The 15,813-nt window shown below is 56.1% G+C and carries 10 protein-coding genes; 5 read left to right on the plus strand and 5 right to left on the minus strand.

Annotated elements, in window-relative coordinates:
• Positions 1-192 precede the first annotated feature (192 nt).
• Positions 193-1,071: a sulfatase-like hydrolase/transferase gene (locus tag E9954_RS33205; RefSeq protein ID WP_222847373.1), complete on the plus strand. Its 879-nt coding sequence runs from the start codon at positions 193-195 to the stop codon at positions 1,069-1,071.
• Complete coding sequence (locus E9954_RS33210; RefSeq protein WP_222847374.1) at positions 962-2,155, plus strand: sulfatase-like hydrolase/transferase; 1,194 nt, start codon at positions 962-964, stop codon at positions 2,153-2,155. The genes E9954_RS33205 and E9954_RS33210 overlap by 110 nt, the downstream gene beginning before the upstream one ends.
• Positions 2,156-2,279: 124 nt before the next feature.
• Here the strand turns inward: E9954_RS33210 and E9954_RS29730 are convergent, their stop codons facing one another.
• From E9954_RS29730 to E9954_RS29740, 3 genes are all read right to left on the minus strand, one after another.
• Entirely contained in the window at positions 2,280-2,897 is a 618-nt protein-coding gene (locus E9954_RS29730) for a hypothetical protein (protein ID WP_136082924.1), read from the minus strand.
• 286 nt (positions 2,898-3,183) lie between these two features.
• On the minus strand, positions 3,184-4,101 hold the full coding sequence (locus tag E9954_RS29735) for a hypothetical protein (RefSeq protein WP_136082925.1): 918 nt from the start codon (positions 4,099-4,101) through the stop codon (positions 3,184-3,186).
• Positions 4,102-4,326: 225 nt separating this feature from the next.
• Positions 4,327-6,210, minus strand: coding sequence for a Fic family protein (locus E9954_RS29740; protein WP_136082926.1), 1,884 nt, complete (start codon positions 6,208-6,210; stop codon positions 4,327-4,329).
• A 203-nt stretch (positions 6,211-6,413) separates the two neighbouring features.
• Between E9954_RS29740 and E9954_RS29745 the strand changes: the two genes are divergently transcribed.
• Both E9954_RS29745 and E9954_RS29750 read left to right on the plus strand, forming a co-directional pair.
• Positions 6,414-8,354, plus strand: coding sequence for a beta-agarase (locus E9954_RS29745; protein ID WP_168442688.1), 1,941 nt, complete (start codon positions 6,414-6,416; stop codon positions 8,352-8,354).
• A 158-nt stretch (positions 8,355-8,512) separates the two neighbouring features.
• Complete coding sequence (locus E9954_RS29750; protein ID WP_136082927.1) at positions 8,513-10,252, plus strand: sulfatase-like hydrolase/transferase; 1,740 nt, start codon at positions 8,513-8,515, stop codon at positions 10,250-10,252.
• 59 nt (positions 10,253-10,311) lie between these two features.
• On the opposite strand, the gene E9954_RS29755 is transcribed toward E9954_RS29750, so the two are convergent.
• Positions 10,312-11,733 (minus strand): sulfatase-like hydrolase/transferase, encoded by a 1,422-nt coding sequence (locus tag E9954_RS29755; protein WP_136082928.1) that lies wholly within the window; start codon positions 11,731-11,733, stop codon positions 10,312-10,314.
• A 167-nt stretch (positions 11,734-11,900) separates the two neighbouring features.
• Positions 11,901-13,343 carry an NRAMP family divalent metal transporter gene (locus E9954_RS29760; protein ID WP_136082929.1) on the minus strand — a complete coding sequence of 481 codons (1,443 nt, stop codon included), beginning with the start codon at positions 13,341-13,343 and terminating at the stop codon, positions 11,901-11,903.
• Positions 13,344-13,662: 319 nt separating this feature from the next.
• Between E9954_RS29760 and E9954_RS29765 the strand changes: the two genes are divergently transcribed.
• Positions 13,663-15,582 (plus strand): hypothetical protein, encoded by a 1,920-nt coding sequence (locus tag E9954_RS29765; RefSeq protein ID WP_136082930.1) that lies wholly within the window; start codon positions 13,663-13,665, stop codon positions 15,580-15,582.
• Positions 15,583-15,813 lie beyond the last annotated feature (231 nt).

Below are 15,813 nucleotides of genomic sequence, written 5' to 3' on the forward strand. Positions count from 1 at the left end.
ACAATACAATTTAGCCTTGGGCAACGCCCAAGGAGATAAGGTGGTTTGGATTATTTGTCCTGTAGGGACAACACAAACGCCGAATTGTATTGCCCCTGCAGGGCAAGTGATTGTTGGTGGCGGTAGGTCATGGGGCTTTGCCCCATGCTAAATTGTGTCGTGCCGTTGGCACATTGCTAGAGGATAAAGTGTATGAAGAAACTTCTAATATCATCATTCATGTTTGGTTGTATCCTGTCGGTTGTTGCGAAGCCGATGAACGTGATTCTGGTGGTGGCCGACGACATCAGTTCGCGCGAATTCCCCTTCTATGAATCGACCAAGTGGACGGGCGACCGCCGGGCCCGAACGCCGATGATGGATCGGATGGCGGTCGACGGTGGATGTTTTGTTGAGACGTTTTGGGCGGCGACCATCTGTAAGCCCAGCCGTGTGCTGTTGATGAACGGCACCTATGCCTACAACAACAAGTATTGGGACAACAAGCATATCGGTGCGGATTGCCGCAATGTCTACTCGGCCTACGAAAGTGCGCCGATCACGCTCGGGAACATGAGCCGCGATGCGGGCTATGCGAACATCTGGGTTTCAAAGAACCACATCGCCAGTGGCGGGGATGTGCTGAGCTTCGGGTTTAACGAGTGCGTGTTCAATCCGGCGGAGCCCGCGCGCCACATGGGGTGGAACCAATTCGGCACGCCGAACAAGAATCCCTATCCAATCTTCCGCACGAAAGATCCCGAAGACTGGGACCACGAATCCTTTTTCTGGTGGCCGGAAATCCAACTGATCAACCATCCCGACCACCCGAACGAACCGTTCAAATTCGCCAAGACGCAGATCGACGACTATGCGCCCGATCTGGAAATGGCATATATCTTCGATTTCATGGATCGCTCTCGGGAATCCGTTCTTCGTGCTGCACACGCCGCACCTTGGACATCTGGCGAAGGATTGCGCCGTGCCGGGCACGCCGACCGTATGGCCGGGGACTCCGGTGCTGGAGTGGAAGAACGGGAACTATGTCCGCAAGGAGCCAAAGCATGTCGCCAAGGCAGACGGCTCGTATGACCGGAAAAACATTACGCCCGACGGGCTGAGCTACCATGTGGAATATCTCGACTACCACATGTGGCAGTATGTCGAAAAGCTCAAGCAGATGGGCGAGCTGGAAAACACGGTCATTATTTTCAGTGCCGACAACGGGACGCAGGATAATGCAGGCAATTTTGGCAAGGCACGGATTACCCAGCAGCAGGGCATGCACGTGCCGCTGCTCATCTATGCCCCCGGTGTCAAGAACCTGGTGCAGGGCCGACGCATCATTCAGTCCGACTTTACCGATGTGCTGCCGACATTGGCGGAGGTGATGGGCTTCGATTTTCCGAAGGGCTACGACAAGCTCGACGGCAAGAGCCTTTGGCCCTATCTGACCGGCAAGAGCAAGCACCACCGCGACTGGATCTATTCCATGCGCATCGATGCCCAGATGATCCGCAACGACAAGGTGCTGCGCGACGGCCAAGGCACGTGGTACGACGTGAACAAGCGCCCCGGCGATTATCACAGCTTCACCAAGCTCGACGATCTGCCGAACGGTGAATACAAAAACATGTTGCTGACGGAAAAGGCCAAGCTGGAGCCGAAGCTGGCCAAGTTCAATCTCTACAACACCGATTCCGAAGCGCCCCTCCCGCCGCCGGACGCCGATGGCGACGGCATTGCCGACTGGTTCGAGGAAAAGCATGGGCCGCTGAATCCCAAGGAAGATTCCGATGGCGACGGGGTCGACAACTATCACGAATATGTGCACGGCGGCGACCCGAAGGATCCAAAGTCGCCAACGAAGAAGCAGCTGCCCCATTTGATTGAGGTTTCGGATGCGCAGGGCGAATATCTGGCCTTGCAGTTTGACCGCCTCGAAGAACTCGGCCCCGACTATTGGTGTGTCATCGAAGGCTCCGCCAATGGAAAGCAATGGACTACCGATGGCGTCATGCAGCAGCACACCCGCCGCTCGAACCACGACGGCACCGAGCGCATCGTCGCCCGCATCGCCGCCGACAAAAGCAAAGCCAACCTAAAGCAGCTGCGCCTAACGGTTCACAAACCGAAAAAGCGCCAGCCGCGGAAGTTTGTGAACCTGTTGAAATAAGGTTCATGTCCCGAATGGCACTTACCATTTGAATTGACGTAACGCCCGCTATCCCCGCGGGCTATCCCCTATCCCGGGTGACCCCTTTCTCATCGAAAGTCAGTTTTCGCGTTAACGGAGAACCTCAGATGGCTGGTTGGCAATATTTATATTCTGACAGCATTTTGTAGATGCGGAGTTCGTGATTTTCTGGAAGCCGATTCTTCCAAACACATTTTATAATTCCATTTGGCATGCGCCCTGTTGATTTTTGAAATGTCTTACATTTATTGTTCAGGAAGTCCTCGCCGATCTTTAATTCCTCTCCGGTTCCTAGGCCGAAATAAGTATCTAATTTATTTTTTCCATTGCTCAAATATGCAGTCATTTCACCATCTGTTAGATAGATGAAAAAGCGGAGTGCTGGTAAGCGGGTTTGAAATTCAAGTAAGCGACACATATCGTTGAAATGCTTACCTGCTTTTTGCGGACGGGGAGCGTTCTTTCCTCCCGGGTTTGCTCGGTCATACTTGAACTCAATTACAACTTCCTTTTCTTCGTAGTTTGGGATGTATGTATCGACTCGGGCATTTTGTCTGTGGTTATGAGGGAATTCCATAACAATATCATAAGGCTGAAGCGATGTGTTTTTGAGTAATGAAGCGAAGAATGAATAACGAACTGAATCTTCTGTGGTAAACACATGATTGCTTAATCGCTGAGTCAAATAATTGTCGAATGAGCTGTAAATTGCTTCGTTCATATTTATGTGATGCCAGACGTTTGGTGTGACCCTCGCTGCGCTAAACGTTGACCGAATCAAAATGCGTTGGTCAGCGTATGATCCATGCCCTGGGTACGCCTGGCATGAACACAAACTGACGGGGTTGAAGTCCCCTGCGCGTAGCCCGGCTGTTCGCTGCTCCCTTCATGGGGAAAGACGGTAGCCGAAGCGCTGGACGAAATCAACTGCGGGCTCGCGAGGGATCGCCACGCTAGTCCCAAAACAAGAAAAAAGCTACAATGTACGGGTGACCCCTATCCCCGCCCTAATCTGTCATCTGGTGAATTTGAAGTAGTATGTTTCCGGTCTGCGCTGCGTGTTTGCGTTTTCTCAAAAGTAGGCTAACGAAATCAATTCGTTCCTCAACCACAGCCATTAGATCAGCTCCGGTCATGAGGATTATTACAGGGCGTCCAGTGGAATGGGCGCGTACACCATCTTCCGAAAATCCGTTGATTGATAGGAAAAGGCCAAGTGTATTATCCAGTTTACGATTTACTTTACCGGCAAAGGAGTCGAGGTCGCTGATTGCACAGGGATCTTGTTGCCATTTGGCCTCAAATAAATAATCAGTACCTTCCATTGAGAATGCACCATCAATCTGTTCTCCGATATTTCTAAATGATGCCCTCGGGTCGAGATCAAATAAGTTAAATAAATCGTACATAACTCGCTCGAGTTCAAACCCCCGTTGCTGGGGAGTACACGTAGATACGAGAGACATATACCGAGATTTTATTTCATCGAGTTTTTCCCGAACTGCTGTGCTATGGCGGAGCCTTTCTGCTTCTTTCGCACGGCGCTCTTTAATCTTTCTTGCTTCATCAGTAGCTTCGTCATGAACCTCTACTATACGCTGTAGTTCTGCTACCGCCACACGAGCTTTTTCTGCCTTTGCTTTGCCATCTTCTAGCTGTTCGAGATGGCGAAACGAGGTCATTTTGGCGACCTCGTGGAACAAGCGGCGAATGTCACCTAAATATTTTTCTTGGTCTTGGCAAAGAAGGTCAACTACGTCCGACACTATCTGTCGTTTGTAGCCTTCCCAATCCGCTTGGGAGACTGCGCTTCGATCTGTAATGGTGTTCTGTAGGAAACTACGGAGATCCGCCTTATACCAATAGATTAAACATAGTGCTTCCTTAAGAGCCTGCACTGCTGTTGCTGAAACCATTTTTGTCATAGTTTTTATTTCCGTCGAACGATTAGGCAGAAACAGCATCTGCCCATCTATTCCCTTAAAGGTGTCGTTTGCTATGAGATAGGCAGAATGCCTGAATAAGGATTGTGTGAAAAGTATCATTCCGGAAAATGAGGTGGTGCTCTCGCTTCGCGCGGCATATCCGCCGTGCGAAGTACTTTCCGTGGTTGCTCTCTCGTGCAGATGCAACGAAGCTGGAAGCATCGTCTACGATCCATTCTCCAGCAGTTGCCGTCCCTTATCTGTGAGTCGGTATTTTTGTTTGCTGCTGCGGGGTTTGTCGGGGATGGTCATTTCCACGAGTCCATCCGTAAGTAGCGGATTCAGCACTTGGTTCCTGAACTTGGTGCGGTCGGTGCGCCCGGAAATTTCCATGAGCGCGCCAATCGCGTTTTCTTCCCTGCATTTAACGAGGATATCGACTTGATCCCGACTTAGTCCCGACTTAGTCCCGACATAGTCCCCACTTGGTTTCGACTTGGTGCCTTTTCCGGTTACTTGGGGGGTGACTTGTGCCTCGACTTGGTGCCGACTTGGTGCAGACTTGGTGCCTTTCCCGGCGACTTCCCCGGTGACTTCCCCGGTGATTTCGGGCGATTCGTTTTCGAGGAGGGTTAGGCCTTTGGCGGTGAGGCGGTATTTTTGCTGTCGGCTCCGGGGTGTTTCGGGGATGGTGTATTCCATTAGTTCCAAGGCTCTTAGGTGCGGAATAATGGCGCGTAGGTTGCCGCTGAGGGTCTTGTGCCCGAGCACGGTGGCAATGTCGCGCGAGGAGAGCGGCTGCATCCGACAGGCCTGCAAAATGCGCAATGCGACTTGTGCCTCCACTTGTGCCTGACTTGTGCCTAACTTGTGCCTAACTTGTGCCTCTTCTTGTGCCTCCACTTGTGCCGACTTGGGGGGTGGCGCCTCTTTTTCCGCCGTCAGCGGGAGGGTCAGCTCGAAGCCGTGGGCGGTTTCCTTGAAGATAGGTTTTGCGCCGTTGGTGTAGAGGGGCAGGTATTTATTGATGTTGGTGACGCCGGAGCCGAGCTGGTCGAACCGTCCGAGCTGGATCATGAATTTGCAGATGGTCGGGTTCTTTGAAAACGGGCGCAGGTTTTGCGGGGTGATTTCGCCGAAGTGGTGCTGGGTGCAGGGATTGTCGAGGATGACTTTGTCGCGGTAGATCATCAGCCGCGCGGGCGCGCCGCCCGTGTATTCGCGGTGGGAGATAATGTTGGAAAGGGCTTCGCGGAAGATTTTGTCGCGCAGGCTGATCCGCATGTCGCCTTCGAGGTGAAAGGGATCGTTGAGGTGCTTTTCCACGAATTCCATCATCTGGTCGTAGGCGTCGATCAGGTTGGTGTAGATGAGGACGCGGTCGTCGTAGCGGTCGACATTGTCGCGACGGAGCAGGCAGTCGAACTTGTAGGCCGGGGCGGCCTGCTGAATGGCCTGGTCGGTGCCGAACATCAGGATGGCGGCGAGGGTCAGGTGGTGTTGACCTGTCTCTTCGGTTTGTGTGTAGAAGCCGCCGATGCGGAGCATCTCTTCGTCGCTGAGGCCGATCCAAGGGTGCTTCGAGTTGTAGGAGCGCATCAGGCGCCGGGCACGGTCGAACAGTTCCGGGCGCAGGTCGTCCATCGTGGCAAAGGGCAGGGTGCGCTGTTCGGTAAAGAGGCCCAGCTTGCGGTTGATCAGTCCGGCGAGCTGGTGCGTGCCCTGCACGCGGTAGTCGCCGTCTTCGCTGCGCAAAATAATGTTGCCCCCGGTTTTGTGGAGCTGCGAGCTGAGCGGTACCTGCACGGCAATGATGGTTTTTTCGTCGATCTCGAAGGTCTGCGGGAAAAGCAACCAGGGCGGATCGACCTTCTGGGGATTGTTGGAGAGATTGGCGAGGTCGGCTTTCATCCTTTCCGCCGCAGCGGGATCGACGCCTTTAATTGCGCCATCGTCGGCCACCCCGAGAAAGATCGTGCCGCCATCGGTGTTGAGGAATGCGCATACGGTTTCAAACAGGTTGCGCGGCAGGTGTTCGCGCGCCTCCTTGAATTCGCGGTGCAGCCCTTCGCCCTCCGACAGGTCGTCTAAAACTTGGTTTAGGTTCATTCCCCGTTGCCTTCCCTGTGCTTCAAGTTTGTTGCGTCGTATTCGACCGTGAAACCATACCTGCCGGGCGCGGGGGAAACAAAATAAAACACGCGGAATGGGGCCGTGTTTCCTTTGCTCGGGAATAATACATTTGGCCAGTTGACAGTTTGGGGCTTCCTCTGCGATTGTTTGCGTTCTCATTCTAAAAGGAAGGCAGAAGTATGAAGATCGGGAATGTAATAGGTTTGATGGTATTGGGTTCGGTTTTGACGGGCTGCGTGCCTGAACAGGAGCAACGGGCCATCGATTGGTCGAAGCCGCACATTGTGGTGGAGGCGGAGACGACGCGCGCCATTGGTGGCGTTTCGGAGGTGGATCGCAAGCGCTATTTTTGTGTGAGCGACAACGGTACCGGTTTCGACAAGCGCATGACGCCGGAGGTTTACGACTATCTGGTGAATGAGCTAGGCATTTCGTTCGGGCGCAGCCTGGGGCCGGTGCAGTGGGTTGCCAAGCAGCTTAAGGAAGATCCGACGCGGCCGGGGTATGCGGATGTGACGGGGCTCAAGACCCAGAAACTTCCGGAGCCGGGCGAGCAGTTCGTGAAGGATTTCGGCCCCAATCTCGATGTGGCGTCGCACGGCAACCACAACGCCTACCCGGCCTACATGGGCAAGCATATGCAGGAGGGCGCGGAATACCACGGCACGCCGGAGTGGATTCCGGAAAACATCGATGCCGCCGCCGAGCTGGCCGCCGCCGTGATGAAATACAACTATACCGACTTCGACCGTCCCAAATATTTCGAGCCGCTCAACGAGCCGCACTGGAAATATTTCGTGGACCAGCACATGGCGGACTGGCATCTGGCGGTGCAGGAGAAGGTGCATGCCCTGACGCCCGAGGTGAAGGTGGGCGGCATGTGCCAGTCGGTTTCCTATTTCTTCCGCGACAACTACCAGAATTTCAATGGCTTCAAGGGCTTCATCCAAAACACGCAGGGCCGGATGGATTTTTATTCGTTCCATTCCTACGACTACCTGCGCTGGCGCGACGGCGAGTTCAAGGGGCGCATCCAATCCGGCATTGCGCTCGAAGGTTCGCTCGACCTGATGCAGAACTACACCGTCAATGAATTCGGCAAGGAAGTGGATGTGGTGGTCAGCGAGCAGGGGGGATATGCCCACCACGAGCCGAAAGGCATGTATGACGGCGAGTTCCTCGCTGCGGGCATCATGGCCTCGAACTATCCGAACGCCGATGCCACGTCGTGGGACTATGAGATGAAGAAGCGTTCCATCGTCTGCTTCGGCCATGTGAGCAGTATCCTGGCAAACACCATGGCGTTCATCGACCATCCGCACACAGTGCAGAAGTCGGTGCCGTTCCTGCTGCCCAACACCTGGAGCTGGGACACGAAATACTACGCCAATCTCTACGTGCCGAAACACTATACCGATGAATCGGAGTGGGTTGGAACCCACATGCTCGACTTCTACAAGTTTTTCCGCGGCGTCGATGGCCGCCGGGTGAAGTGTATCTCCAGCGACCCCGATTTGCAGACGCGCGCATTCGTGGATGGATCGAAGCTGTATCTGGCGGTCAACAACCAGAGCTGGCGTCCGGAAGCGGTTTCGCTCCATGGCATCGATGCGAAGCAGGTCGAGATCCGCCGCTTCGGACGCAATACCGACTTCACCGCCTACTACACCGAGGAAACCATCGCCACACCCGAAACACTGGAGCTGCCCGGGCGCGAGTCGGTCATGATTGTGGCCGACCTCGGCAAACCGATCGCGGAACAGGCGAAAGTGAACGAAATCATGTGCTATGGCGACAAGGTGATCGTCCCGATGAAGAAGGCCGAGTTCACGGTCAAGGTGCCCGTTGAAAAGCAGATCGACTATGCCGTGTTGCGCGTCGGCCTGACCCGCAAGACCGAGTCGAACAAGGAGGCGGTCATCACGCTCAACGGCAAACCGCTCGCCGTTCCGCTTGAAGACTGCGCCGACCGTCTGGCCGACGGCGAATACGGCGTCACGAAACTGGTGAATCTGAACGTGGCCGATCTGCAGGCTGAAAACATCGTCAAGGTTTCGTTCCCCGACGGCGACGAAGGAATGGTCGGCACCGTCGTCATCCGCGCCGCCGTGGTGGAATAAATACATGACCGCGAAGACGCCACGACTATAAGGTTTTCGATTCCACGCATCGTTGCGGCTTCGCGGTCATCTAAATCAATGGGGTTAGGCCGAAAGGCTAGGTTGTTGGTCGGGGATGTTGCTGTACTGTTCCATTCTGATTTAAACGGAGTAGGACCATGAACAGGATTTTTTCTTTGTGTTTCATTTTGTCGTTGGCGGTCGGCGCGGTTGCCGAGCGGCCCAATGTGGTGTTTATCTTGATCGACGACCTGAGCCACTACGGCATCACCGCCTACGGTGCGAATAGGATCAGCTCGACCGAGGGCTTCTTTAAGAACGTGGAGTTCGAGACGCCGCGCATCGACAGCCTGGCCGAGGAGGGCATGCTGTGCACGCACGCCTATGCCTATCCGCTCTGCGAGCCGACGCGCATTGCGCTGATGAGCGGCATGAACAATATCCGCAACTACCACCAGTGCAAATCGCAGCATGCGTCCGACATCACCTTCGGCGATCTGTTCCAGCGCGAGGGCTACGAAACCTGCATCGTTGGAAAATGGAAACAGACCCGCGGTACAAAAGCGATCCATGGCAAAGACTACATTTCCGAGTTCGGCTGGGACGAGTTCTGCTGCTTCGATGTCGTCACCGAAGGCTACCGCATGATCGATCCCGACATTGTTGAAAATGGAAAGATGATGAACTACAAGGGCGTCGATCCCGTAACCGGCCGTCGCTATTACGGCCCCGACATCTTCAACCGCTATGCGCTCGATTTTCTCGACCGCAGCAAGGACAAGCCCTTCTTCCTCTACTATTCCATGGTGCTGATGCACGACGAGCACACGCCGACGCCCGATACGCGCCCGAAGGAAATCTTCGATGACCACGATATTTCCAAGCCCAGCGATTATGGCTTCATGAAAGGCGACGACCGGCGCTATTTCCCCGACATGCTCGCCTACACCGACAAGATGGTCGGTCAGGTGCTCGACCGGTTGAAAAAGCTTGGCTTGGAGAAAAATACGCTTGTCGTTGTGATGGGCGACAACGGCACCAAGGAATGCTTTTCGCATACGCTGCCCGACGGCACCGTTTTCCTTGGCGATAAAGGCAGCAACAAAGAGGGCGGACTGCACGTGCCGCTGCTGCTTAAAGCTCCCGGAAAAATTCCGCCGCAACAAACGTATGGCGGCATGGTCAACCTCACCGACATTCTGCCGACGCTTTGCGACGCCGCCGGCATCGAGCCGCCCAACAAGGATGCGCTCGATGGCATCAGCTTTTGGCCGCAGGCCACCGGCCAGGCCGGCGGTGAGCACCGCAAGTTTATCTACACCTGGTATAACGGAAACAACAAATCGTCCGATCCCGACAACGTGCTCGAATATGCCTTCACCAAGGAGTTCAAGCGCTACGCCCCGAGCTCCCTCTATCCCGAAGGTCGCTTCTTCGACCTGCGCACCGACCTGTTTGAAACGGCGGGTGCTAAAAAGATCAAGGTGCCGAAGGTTTGGAACAAGTGGCACCATAGCGGCCTTGAGCTCAACAAGCTGACGGCCGAGCAGAAGCGCGCCTACGACGGCCTCGGGAAAATCCTCGAACAGAAAGCCTACGTTCCCGTCCAACGATTGGAAGTGGTTAAAGGCGAGGTTCCGCTACGTACCGGAAAGTCGGTCGAGCTCGATTGCCGCGTCTTCCCGGCCGAAGCCACCCGGCGCGGCGTCGTCTGGCAATCAAGCGATCCCACCATTGCAACCATCGACAAATTCGGAGTCGTGACCGGCCATCGCAAAGGCACCGTCGAAATCACCGCCTATTCGTGGGACGACGCCATCCCGCTCGCCGACCGCAAAAGCGCCGAATACAAAACCGGCGGAATCAGCGACACGATCAAGATTCCGGTTGGGCGATAGTAGCTCGCATATCCGATGCGAGTTTTGTGCGCACGGGGAACGCGGATCGGATATCCACGCTACTTGGCATCGCGCGCCTTTTTGGCTTCGGGGGGAATGGCGTCTTTGTGGAAGGCTTTGCGCTTTTGGTTGTATTGGAAGAATTCCCAGAACTGGTAGGGAATGTTGGGTTCGTCCCATTCGTCCCACATGGCCTTGAGCGTGGCGGCGGATTCCGGGCTTTGGTTGAGGATGTTGTTTTGCTCGGCGGGATCGGTGTTGAGGTCGAACAGTTCGGCGGGCTGGTCCCATTTGTTTTTTACATATTTTTTGCCATTGTGCAGCACCGACCAGAGGGTGTGGTTGTAGCCGCGCCAAAAGAGCGCCTTGTGCGGCTGCCCGGTTTTTTCCTGCTTGAGGAACGGCATGAGGTTGACGCCTTCCATCTCCGGCGCGGCGGTTTCGCCTCCGCCGAGTTCGACGATGGTGCGGGAAATATCGAGCGAGATGACGGGTTCGGGATAGCTGGTGCCGGGTTGGATGGCTGCCGGCCAGTTGGCGAGCATCGGGACGCGCAGGCCGCCTTCGTAGAAATCGCCTTTGCCGCCGCGCCACGGGCCGTTGCTGGAGCCGTTGCCGCCGTGCGGCTTGTCCGGTGCGGCGAGCGGTCCGCCGTTGTCGGAGAGGAAAAAGACGAGGGTGTTTTCGCGGACGCCCTGTTGTTCCAAGGTCTGGACAACGCGACCGATGCCTTGGTCCATCACATCGACCATGGCGGCATAGACGCGGCGTTTGGGGTCGGCGATGTGCGCATATTTTTCAATGGCTTCTTCCGGCGCCTGCAATGGGGCGTGCGGTGCGTTGTAGGAGAGGAAGAGGAAGAACGGCTGTTCCTTGCTGCGCTCGATGAAGCCGACGGCTTCGTCGGTCAACGTGTCGGTTAAATAGCCCTCGAACACGGCAGGCATGTTGTTGCGCTCGAGCGGCAGGAGGTAGTGCTGTTCGCCGGCCTCGATGGTGTCGATGCGAAAATAGTCGTGCCCTCCTTCGCGGAAGCCGTAGAAAAAGTCGAAGCCGCGGCGGTTGGGATGGAAGGGCGCGGCGGAGCCGAGGTGCCATTTGCCGATGATGCCGGTGGTGTAGCCCGCTGTTTTTAGGCGGGTGGAGACGAGCCGTTCGGTTTCGGCAATGCCCATCTGCATGTTGGTGGGGTCGTAGGCCGGATTGGTTTCGAAACCGAAGCGGTGCTGGTAGCGGCCGGACATGATGCCGGCGCGCGACGGCCCGCAGAAGGGGTGGGTCACATAGCCCTGCTCAAAGACCGCGCCCGTTGCTGCAAGGCGGTCGAGGTTGGGCGTCCGGATGTCGGTGCTGCCGGTGAAGCCGGTATCGGCATGCCCCATGTCGTCGGCCATGATCAGTACGATGTTGGGGCGTTGTTTCGCGGCGTGCGGTGCGTGAAGTGCGGCGATCAATGCGAGGAGCGAAAGTAGTTGTTTCATGGCGGGTTCCCTTTGGTTATTCAAAACAATAGGCGAGGGCGGTTTCCGCTACAACTGGCTTTTAGTCTAGGTGGTGGAGGCAAAAAGAAACGCGGCCTTTTCGAGGAAAAGAGCCGCGTCCTGCAGTGGCCTGGAAAGCGGCACAGGACGTGCCGCACTCCGGCTTATTATTTCGCCTTTTCGGTTTTCGTCATGTTCCTGATCTTGTCGATGACGCCGCCCTTGATTTTGATGCCCGCGCCGACGAGCGAGAGCACCACCGCCACCAGCAGCACCGCGTTGACCGCGATGCGCTTCCAGCCCTTGCCGACGGCGTCGCCGAGGTAGGAGCGCTTGTTGTTGAGGATGAAGAAGCTAACGTAGGCGATCGGCAGCATCGTGAAGGCGAGGGCCGAGGCGATGACCGGCAGCCAGATCGGGCTCTTGATCATGACGCCCAGGATGCCGATGGCCGGAACCAGGGTGAACATGCGGTAGCGCTTGGGGGTGTATTCGAGCCCGAACATTTCGCAGACCGTGAAGCCGCAGCAGACCATGTGCGCACTGATGGCGCCGCAGGCCATGCCGATGAAGCCGAGGTCGAAGACGATGCGGCCGATAGGGCCGCCGAGCACCACGGCCAGGCTCTGCGCGGCGTCGATCGGCTTGAAGTTGGCGGTGGTTACGCCTTCGCCCAGATTGCCGTGCACGGTGGCCGCCATGCCGATGATAATGAGCGAGGTCAGGATGACGTAGGGCACGAAGAGCGACATGACGAGGTCGAAGCGCGCCAGCCCCTTGTGGTGCTTGCCCCAGCCCTTGGCGAGGATGGAGTAGGGGTAGAGGAAGGTCATGTTGATGCCGACCGCCGCGCCGATGGCACCGAGGACGGTGGTGAGCGAGCCTTTGCCTTCCGGCAGGCTGATTTTAAAGAAGCCCTTGAGGACGGCACCCCAGTCGACCTGCAGTTTCACGGCCTGCACCACCACCACGATCAGGAAGGCGGCCATCACGCCGCGGATCGTCCAGCTCAGGAAGGACTCGTAGAACTTGATGCCCTTCGACTTGCCGCCATAGTTCCAGGTCAGCGCAATGTTGATACCGAGGATCAGGAAGCCACCGGCAAAACGGACGACAGTTTCAACGGTTTGCGAGTCGCCGCTGTTTTCAATGCCGGCCACATTGGCCATATCCCAGAAGGCGCCGCCGAGCAGGGCGTATTGCCCAAAGTGCCAGATCACCGTCGAGACGACGGTGGCCAGCGCCCAGAAAAAGGCGATGGAGGGATGCAGCTCGCGTTTGACCACCTGGTAGCCGCGCTCGCCCTTGGTGAGGGTGATGTTGGAGAGGGCGGCCATCATGAAGACGCCGAGGAACATCGCGATCGGCTGCACCCACAGCAGTTGGTAGCCGAAGAATGCGCCCGCCACCACCGAGGCGGCGGCGGAGCCCGCGCCGAGCGTCATGGCGCTCTGCATCCAGGCCGGGCCCGTCATCTTGAAGTAGCCCCTGATCTTTTTCCCGAAGGGTTGTTGTTCCAGATCGAGAAGATGTTCCTCTTCCGCGCGGATCTTTTCGGGATCCCACTTGCTGGCCATTGGAAGTCCGCTGCTTTTCTGTTCTTCGCTCATCGTGTCCCCTTGTCTGCCTGGTTGCGCTCTATCAACAGCGTCCACCGGCGAATTAGTTAATAAAGGTTACATATATGCCATCTGCCGGGGCGCAGGTCAAGTGCGCAAGGGGGGATGTTGAGGAAAACTGCGGGGCAATGGAATCTGTAAAATGTGCAAAACAGGGGTTTTGTGAAATATAATCCATTTGTGCAGGAAGACCGGCGCCCCTATAATGTTTACGTTCGCAACAAAGGCCTGGCATCGACCGTGGTGGTCGAGATGCGAGAGAGGCATTCATGGTGAGAGGTCTTTGCGCGAGGCATCGTGGAGAAGGAACATGAAAAAATCAGCATTGGCATTGGCACTGGCATTCGGCGCATCGATGGGACATGCGGCGGTGGTTTTCGAGGATGACTTTTCTTCCTATGCGGAAGGGCAAACGATTAACGGCGTGAACTGGAATCCGAAATGGGATGGCAACAACGACCTCACGCAGCAGGACTTGATGACGGCCACGAACGGGTATGTGAAGTTCGACACGTCGATTGCCAAGCGCAACTATTTTTGCCCGAGCAAGCATGGGTTTAGTGTGGCGAGCAACAAGTATGCGGTGATCGGTTCGGACTTCCGCTATTTCCACGAACCGGGCGGCAACATTACCGAGCCGCCGAACAAGGCCAACCAAGGGGCGTTCGGGTTGCTGATCAGCACAACGCCAACCTGGTGGGACGGCGTGAACAAGTCGTTCCAGATGTGCAACCGCGGTTCGCACATGGGCAACAAGGTTCCGGTTGATCCTTGGCAGGAGGGATGGCAATCGCACTTGACCACGTTTGGCGTCGATACCACGGCCGGGGGCTTCAGCGATTGGTTCCGCATTGAATGGACGGTTGTTCAGGGAGAGATCAACTATGAGGCGACGGCCAAGCTGTTCAAGGCCAATGGCGACGGCATCTATACGGCCACGACGGTGGATCTGGGCATCACGAACGGGGCAACCCTCTATGCAGGTTTTTCGCCGGGCTGGAACGATATCAACACGAACATTGCCCAAATCAGCAAGTTCAGCGAAGTCGATATGGATAACTTCAAGGTCGAGGTGGTCACCATACCGAATACACGAACCATCTTTTCCGACGATTTCGAGAGCGGCAGCTACGTGACCTATCCCCTGGTCGCCGATTGGCGGAATCCCGCTCCATGGAGCAAGGCGCTCAACAACCCGTCGGCCTACGAGGTCACGAACGGGGTCATGAAAACCAAGTTTGGCTACCGGGGCATTGTGGCGGGCGGCAGTCCGGTGGTGGCCGCTCCCGGCGAAACGATCCGCATTGCGTACGATGTCACCATCGATCTCGGCTCCACGTTCAATACGTACCAGTTGGGCGACTATATGTTTTCACCGGAAGGCGGTGCCTATTTCACCAACTATGTGAATCCGATTCTGAGTTATGACCATGCCCTGAATTCCAGCGGGCTTGCGCGCCGGGTTGAATTCAATGCCTGGACGGATGAAGGGAGTTTCCCGAATGGGCGCGTGGTCGTCAACTTGAACGGGGGGAGCCCGGAATACTATCTGGCCGAAGATCTCGGTTTGGCGCCGGGAACGGGCGCCGACTTTGTCTCCGATCCATTGCGGATGGCCTATGAATACACCAAAAGACCAACGGTTGGGCTGTGGGAATGCGTAACGCTCATCTCGAACATGCACTCGGCCGCCATGCTGACCACCACCCAGTTGATCTCCCGGGTGGATACCTGGAACGTGGAGGAGTTTTTCTTTTCCATTCAGAACCCCGAGCTGCCGAGCGGTGGCGGATGGGAAATCGATAATCTGGTGGTGCAGGTGTCGTCGGGGCCGGACATCATCCTCGTAGGGTTCGAGGCCTGGGCCGAGGGCTATGGCCTGCTGGGCGGGGCCGACGACGACCAGGATGGCGACGGCCTCAGCAACCTCTATGAGTATGGACTCAATGGCGACCCGACCAATGCCGCCAACCTCGGAACCTTGCCGCAAATGACCTATGGCGCCGACCATAGCGTCAGCTATACCCATCCGTTGCTGCTCGATTCAAAGGCCGGCATTTCCTATGTGGCCGAATGGCGGGACAACCTGAGCTTTGGCGATTGGTCGAGCGTGTGGCTGTTCGATTCCAACTATCCAGCCGCCGACGAGGAGTACAACGAGCGGTTGCTGAAGCTCGATGGCCTGGGCAAGGACCGTCTCTTCATGCGCTTCAGGATCACCCAGCCCTGATTCGGGCCGGATGAGGTTTTCGCAAGACGTTTAATGTTCAGGCGCTGGATTTCCATAAATGAACATCCGAATACCTGTTTGGGTCAAAAGAGTTGATTGTGGGCGAAAAGGGCCCTGAATGTTAGTGATGACATGGAATTGGCGCTCATTTGCGTGTAATTACACCTTTTGGATAGGTGGAGGGCGCGTTTCCTGAAACAGCAAAGAAACGCTCTATTGTTTAAGCAAAAC

The organism is Pontiella desulfatans, assembly GCF_900890425.1.
Taxonomy (GTDB): domain Bacteria; phylum Verrucomicrobiota; class Kiritimatiellia; order Kiritimatiellales; family Pontiellaceae; genus Pontiella; species Pontiella desulfatans.

What these genes read in the sequence shown, in the direction of transcription:
- E9954_RS33205 (WP_222847373.1), top strand. Translation starts at nt 193, where the DNA reads ATGAAGAAACTTCTAATATCATCATTCATGTTTGGTTGTATCCTGTCG.
- E9954_RS29730 (WP_136082924.1), bottom strand. Translation starts at nt 2,897, where the DNA reads ATGAACGAAGCAATTTACAGCTCATTCGACAATTATTTGACTCAGCGA.
- E9954_RS29735 (WP_136082925.1), bottom strand. Translation starts at nt 4,101, where the DNA reads ATGACAAAAATGGTTTCAGCAACAGCAGTGCAGGCTCTTAAGGAAGCA.
- E9954_RS29740 (WP_136082926.1), bottom strand. Translation starts at nt 6,210, where the DNA reads ATGAACCTAAACCAAGTTTTAGACGACCTGTCGGAGGGCGAAGGGCTG.
- E9954_RS29745 (WP_168442688.1), top strand. Translation starts at nt 6,414, where the DNA reads ATGAAGATCGGGAATGTAATAGGTTTGATGGTATTGGGTTCGGTTTTG.
- E9954_RS29750 (WP_136082927.1), top strand. Translation starts at nt 8,513, where the DNA reads ATGAACAGGATTTTTTCTTTGTGTTTCATTTTGTCGTTGGCGGTCGGC.
- E9954_RS29755 (WP_136082928.1), bottom strand. Translation starts at nt 11,733, where the DNA reads ATGAAACAACTACTTTCGCTCCTCGCATTGATCGCCGCACTTCACGCA.
- E9954_RS29760 (WP_136082929.1), bottom strand. Translation starts at nt 13,343, where the DNA reads ATGAGCGAAGAACAGAAAAGCAGCGGACTTCCAATGGCCAGCAAGTGG.
- E9954_RS29765 (WP_136082930.1), top strand. Translation starts at nt 13,663, where the DNA reads ATGAAAAAATCAGCATTGGCATTGGCACTGGCATTCGGCGCATCGATG.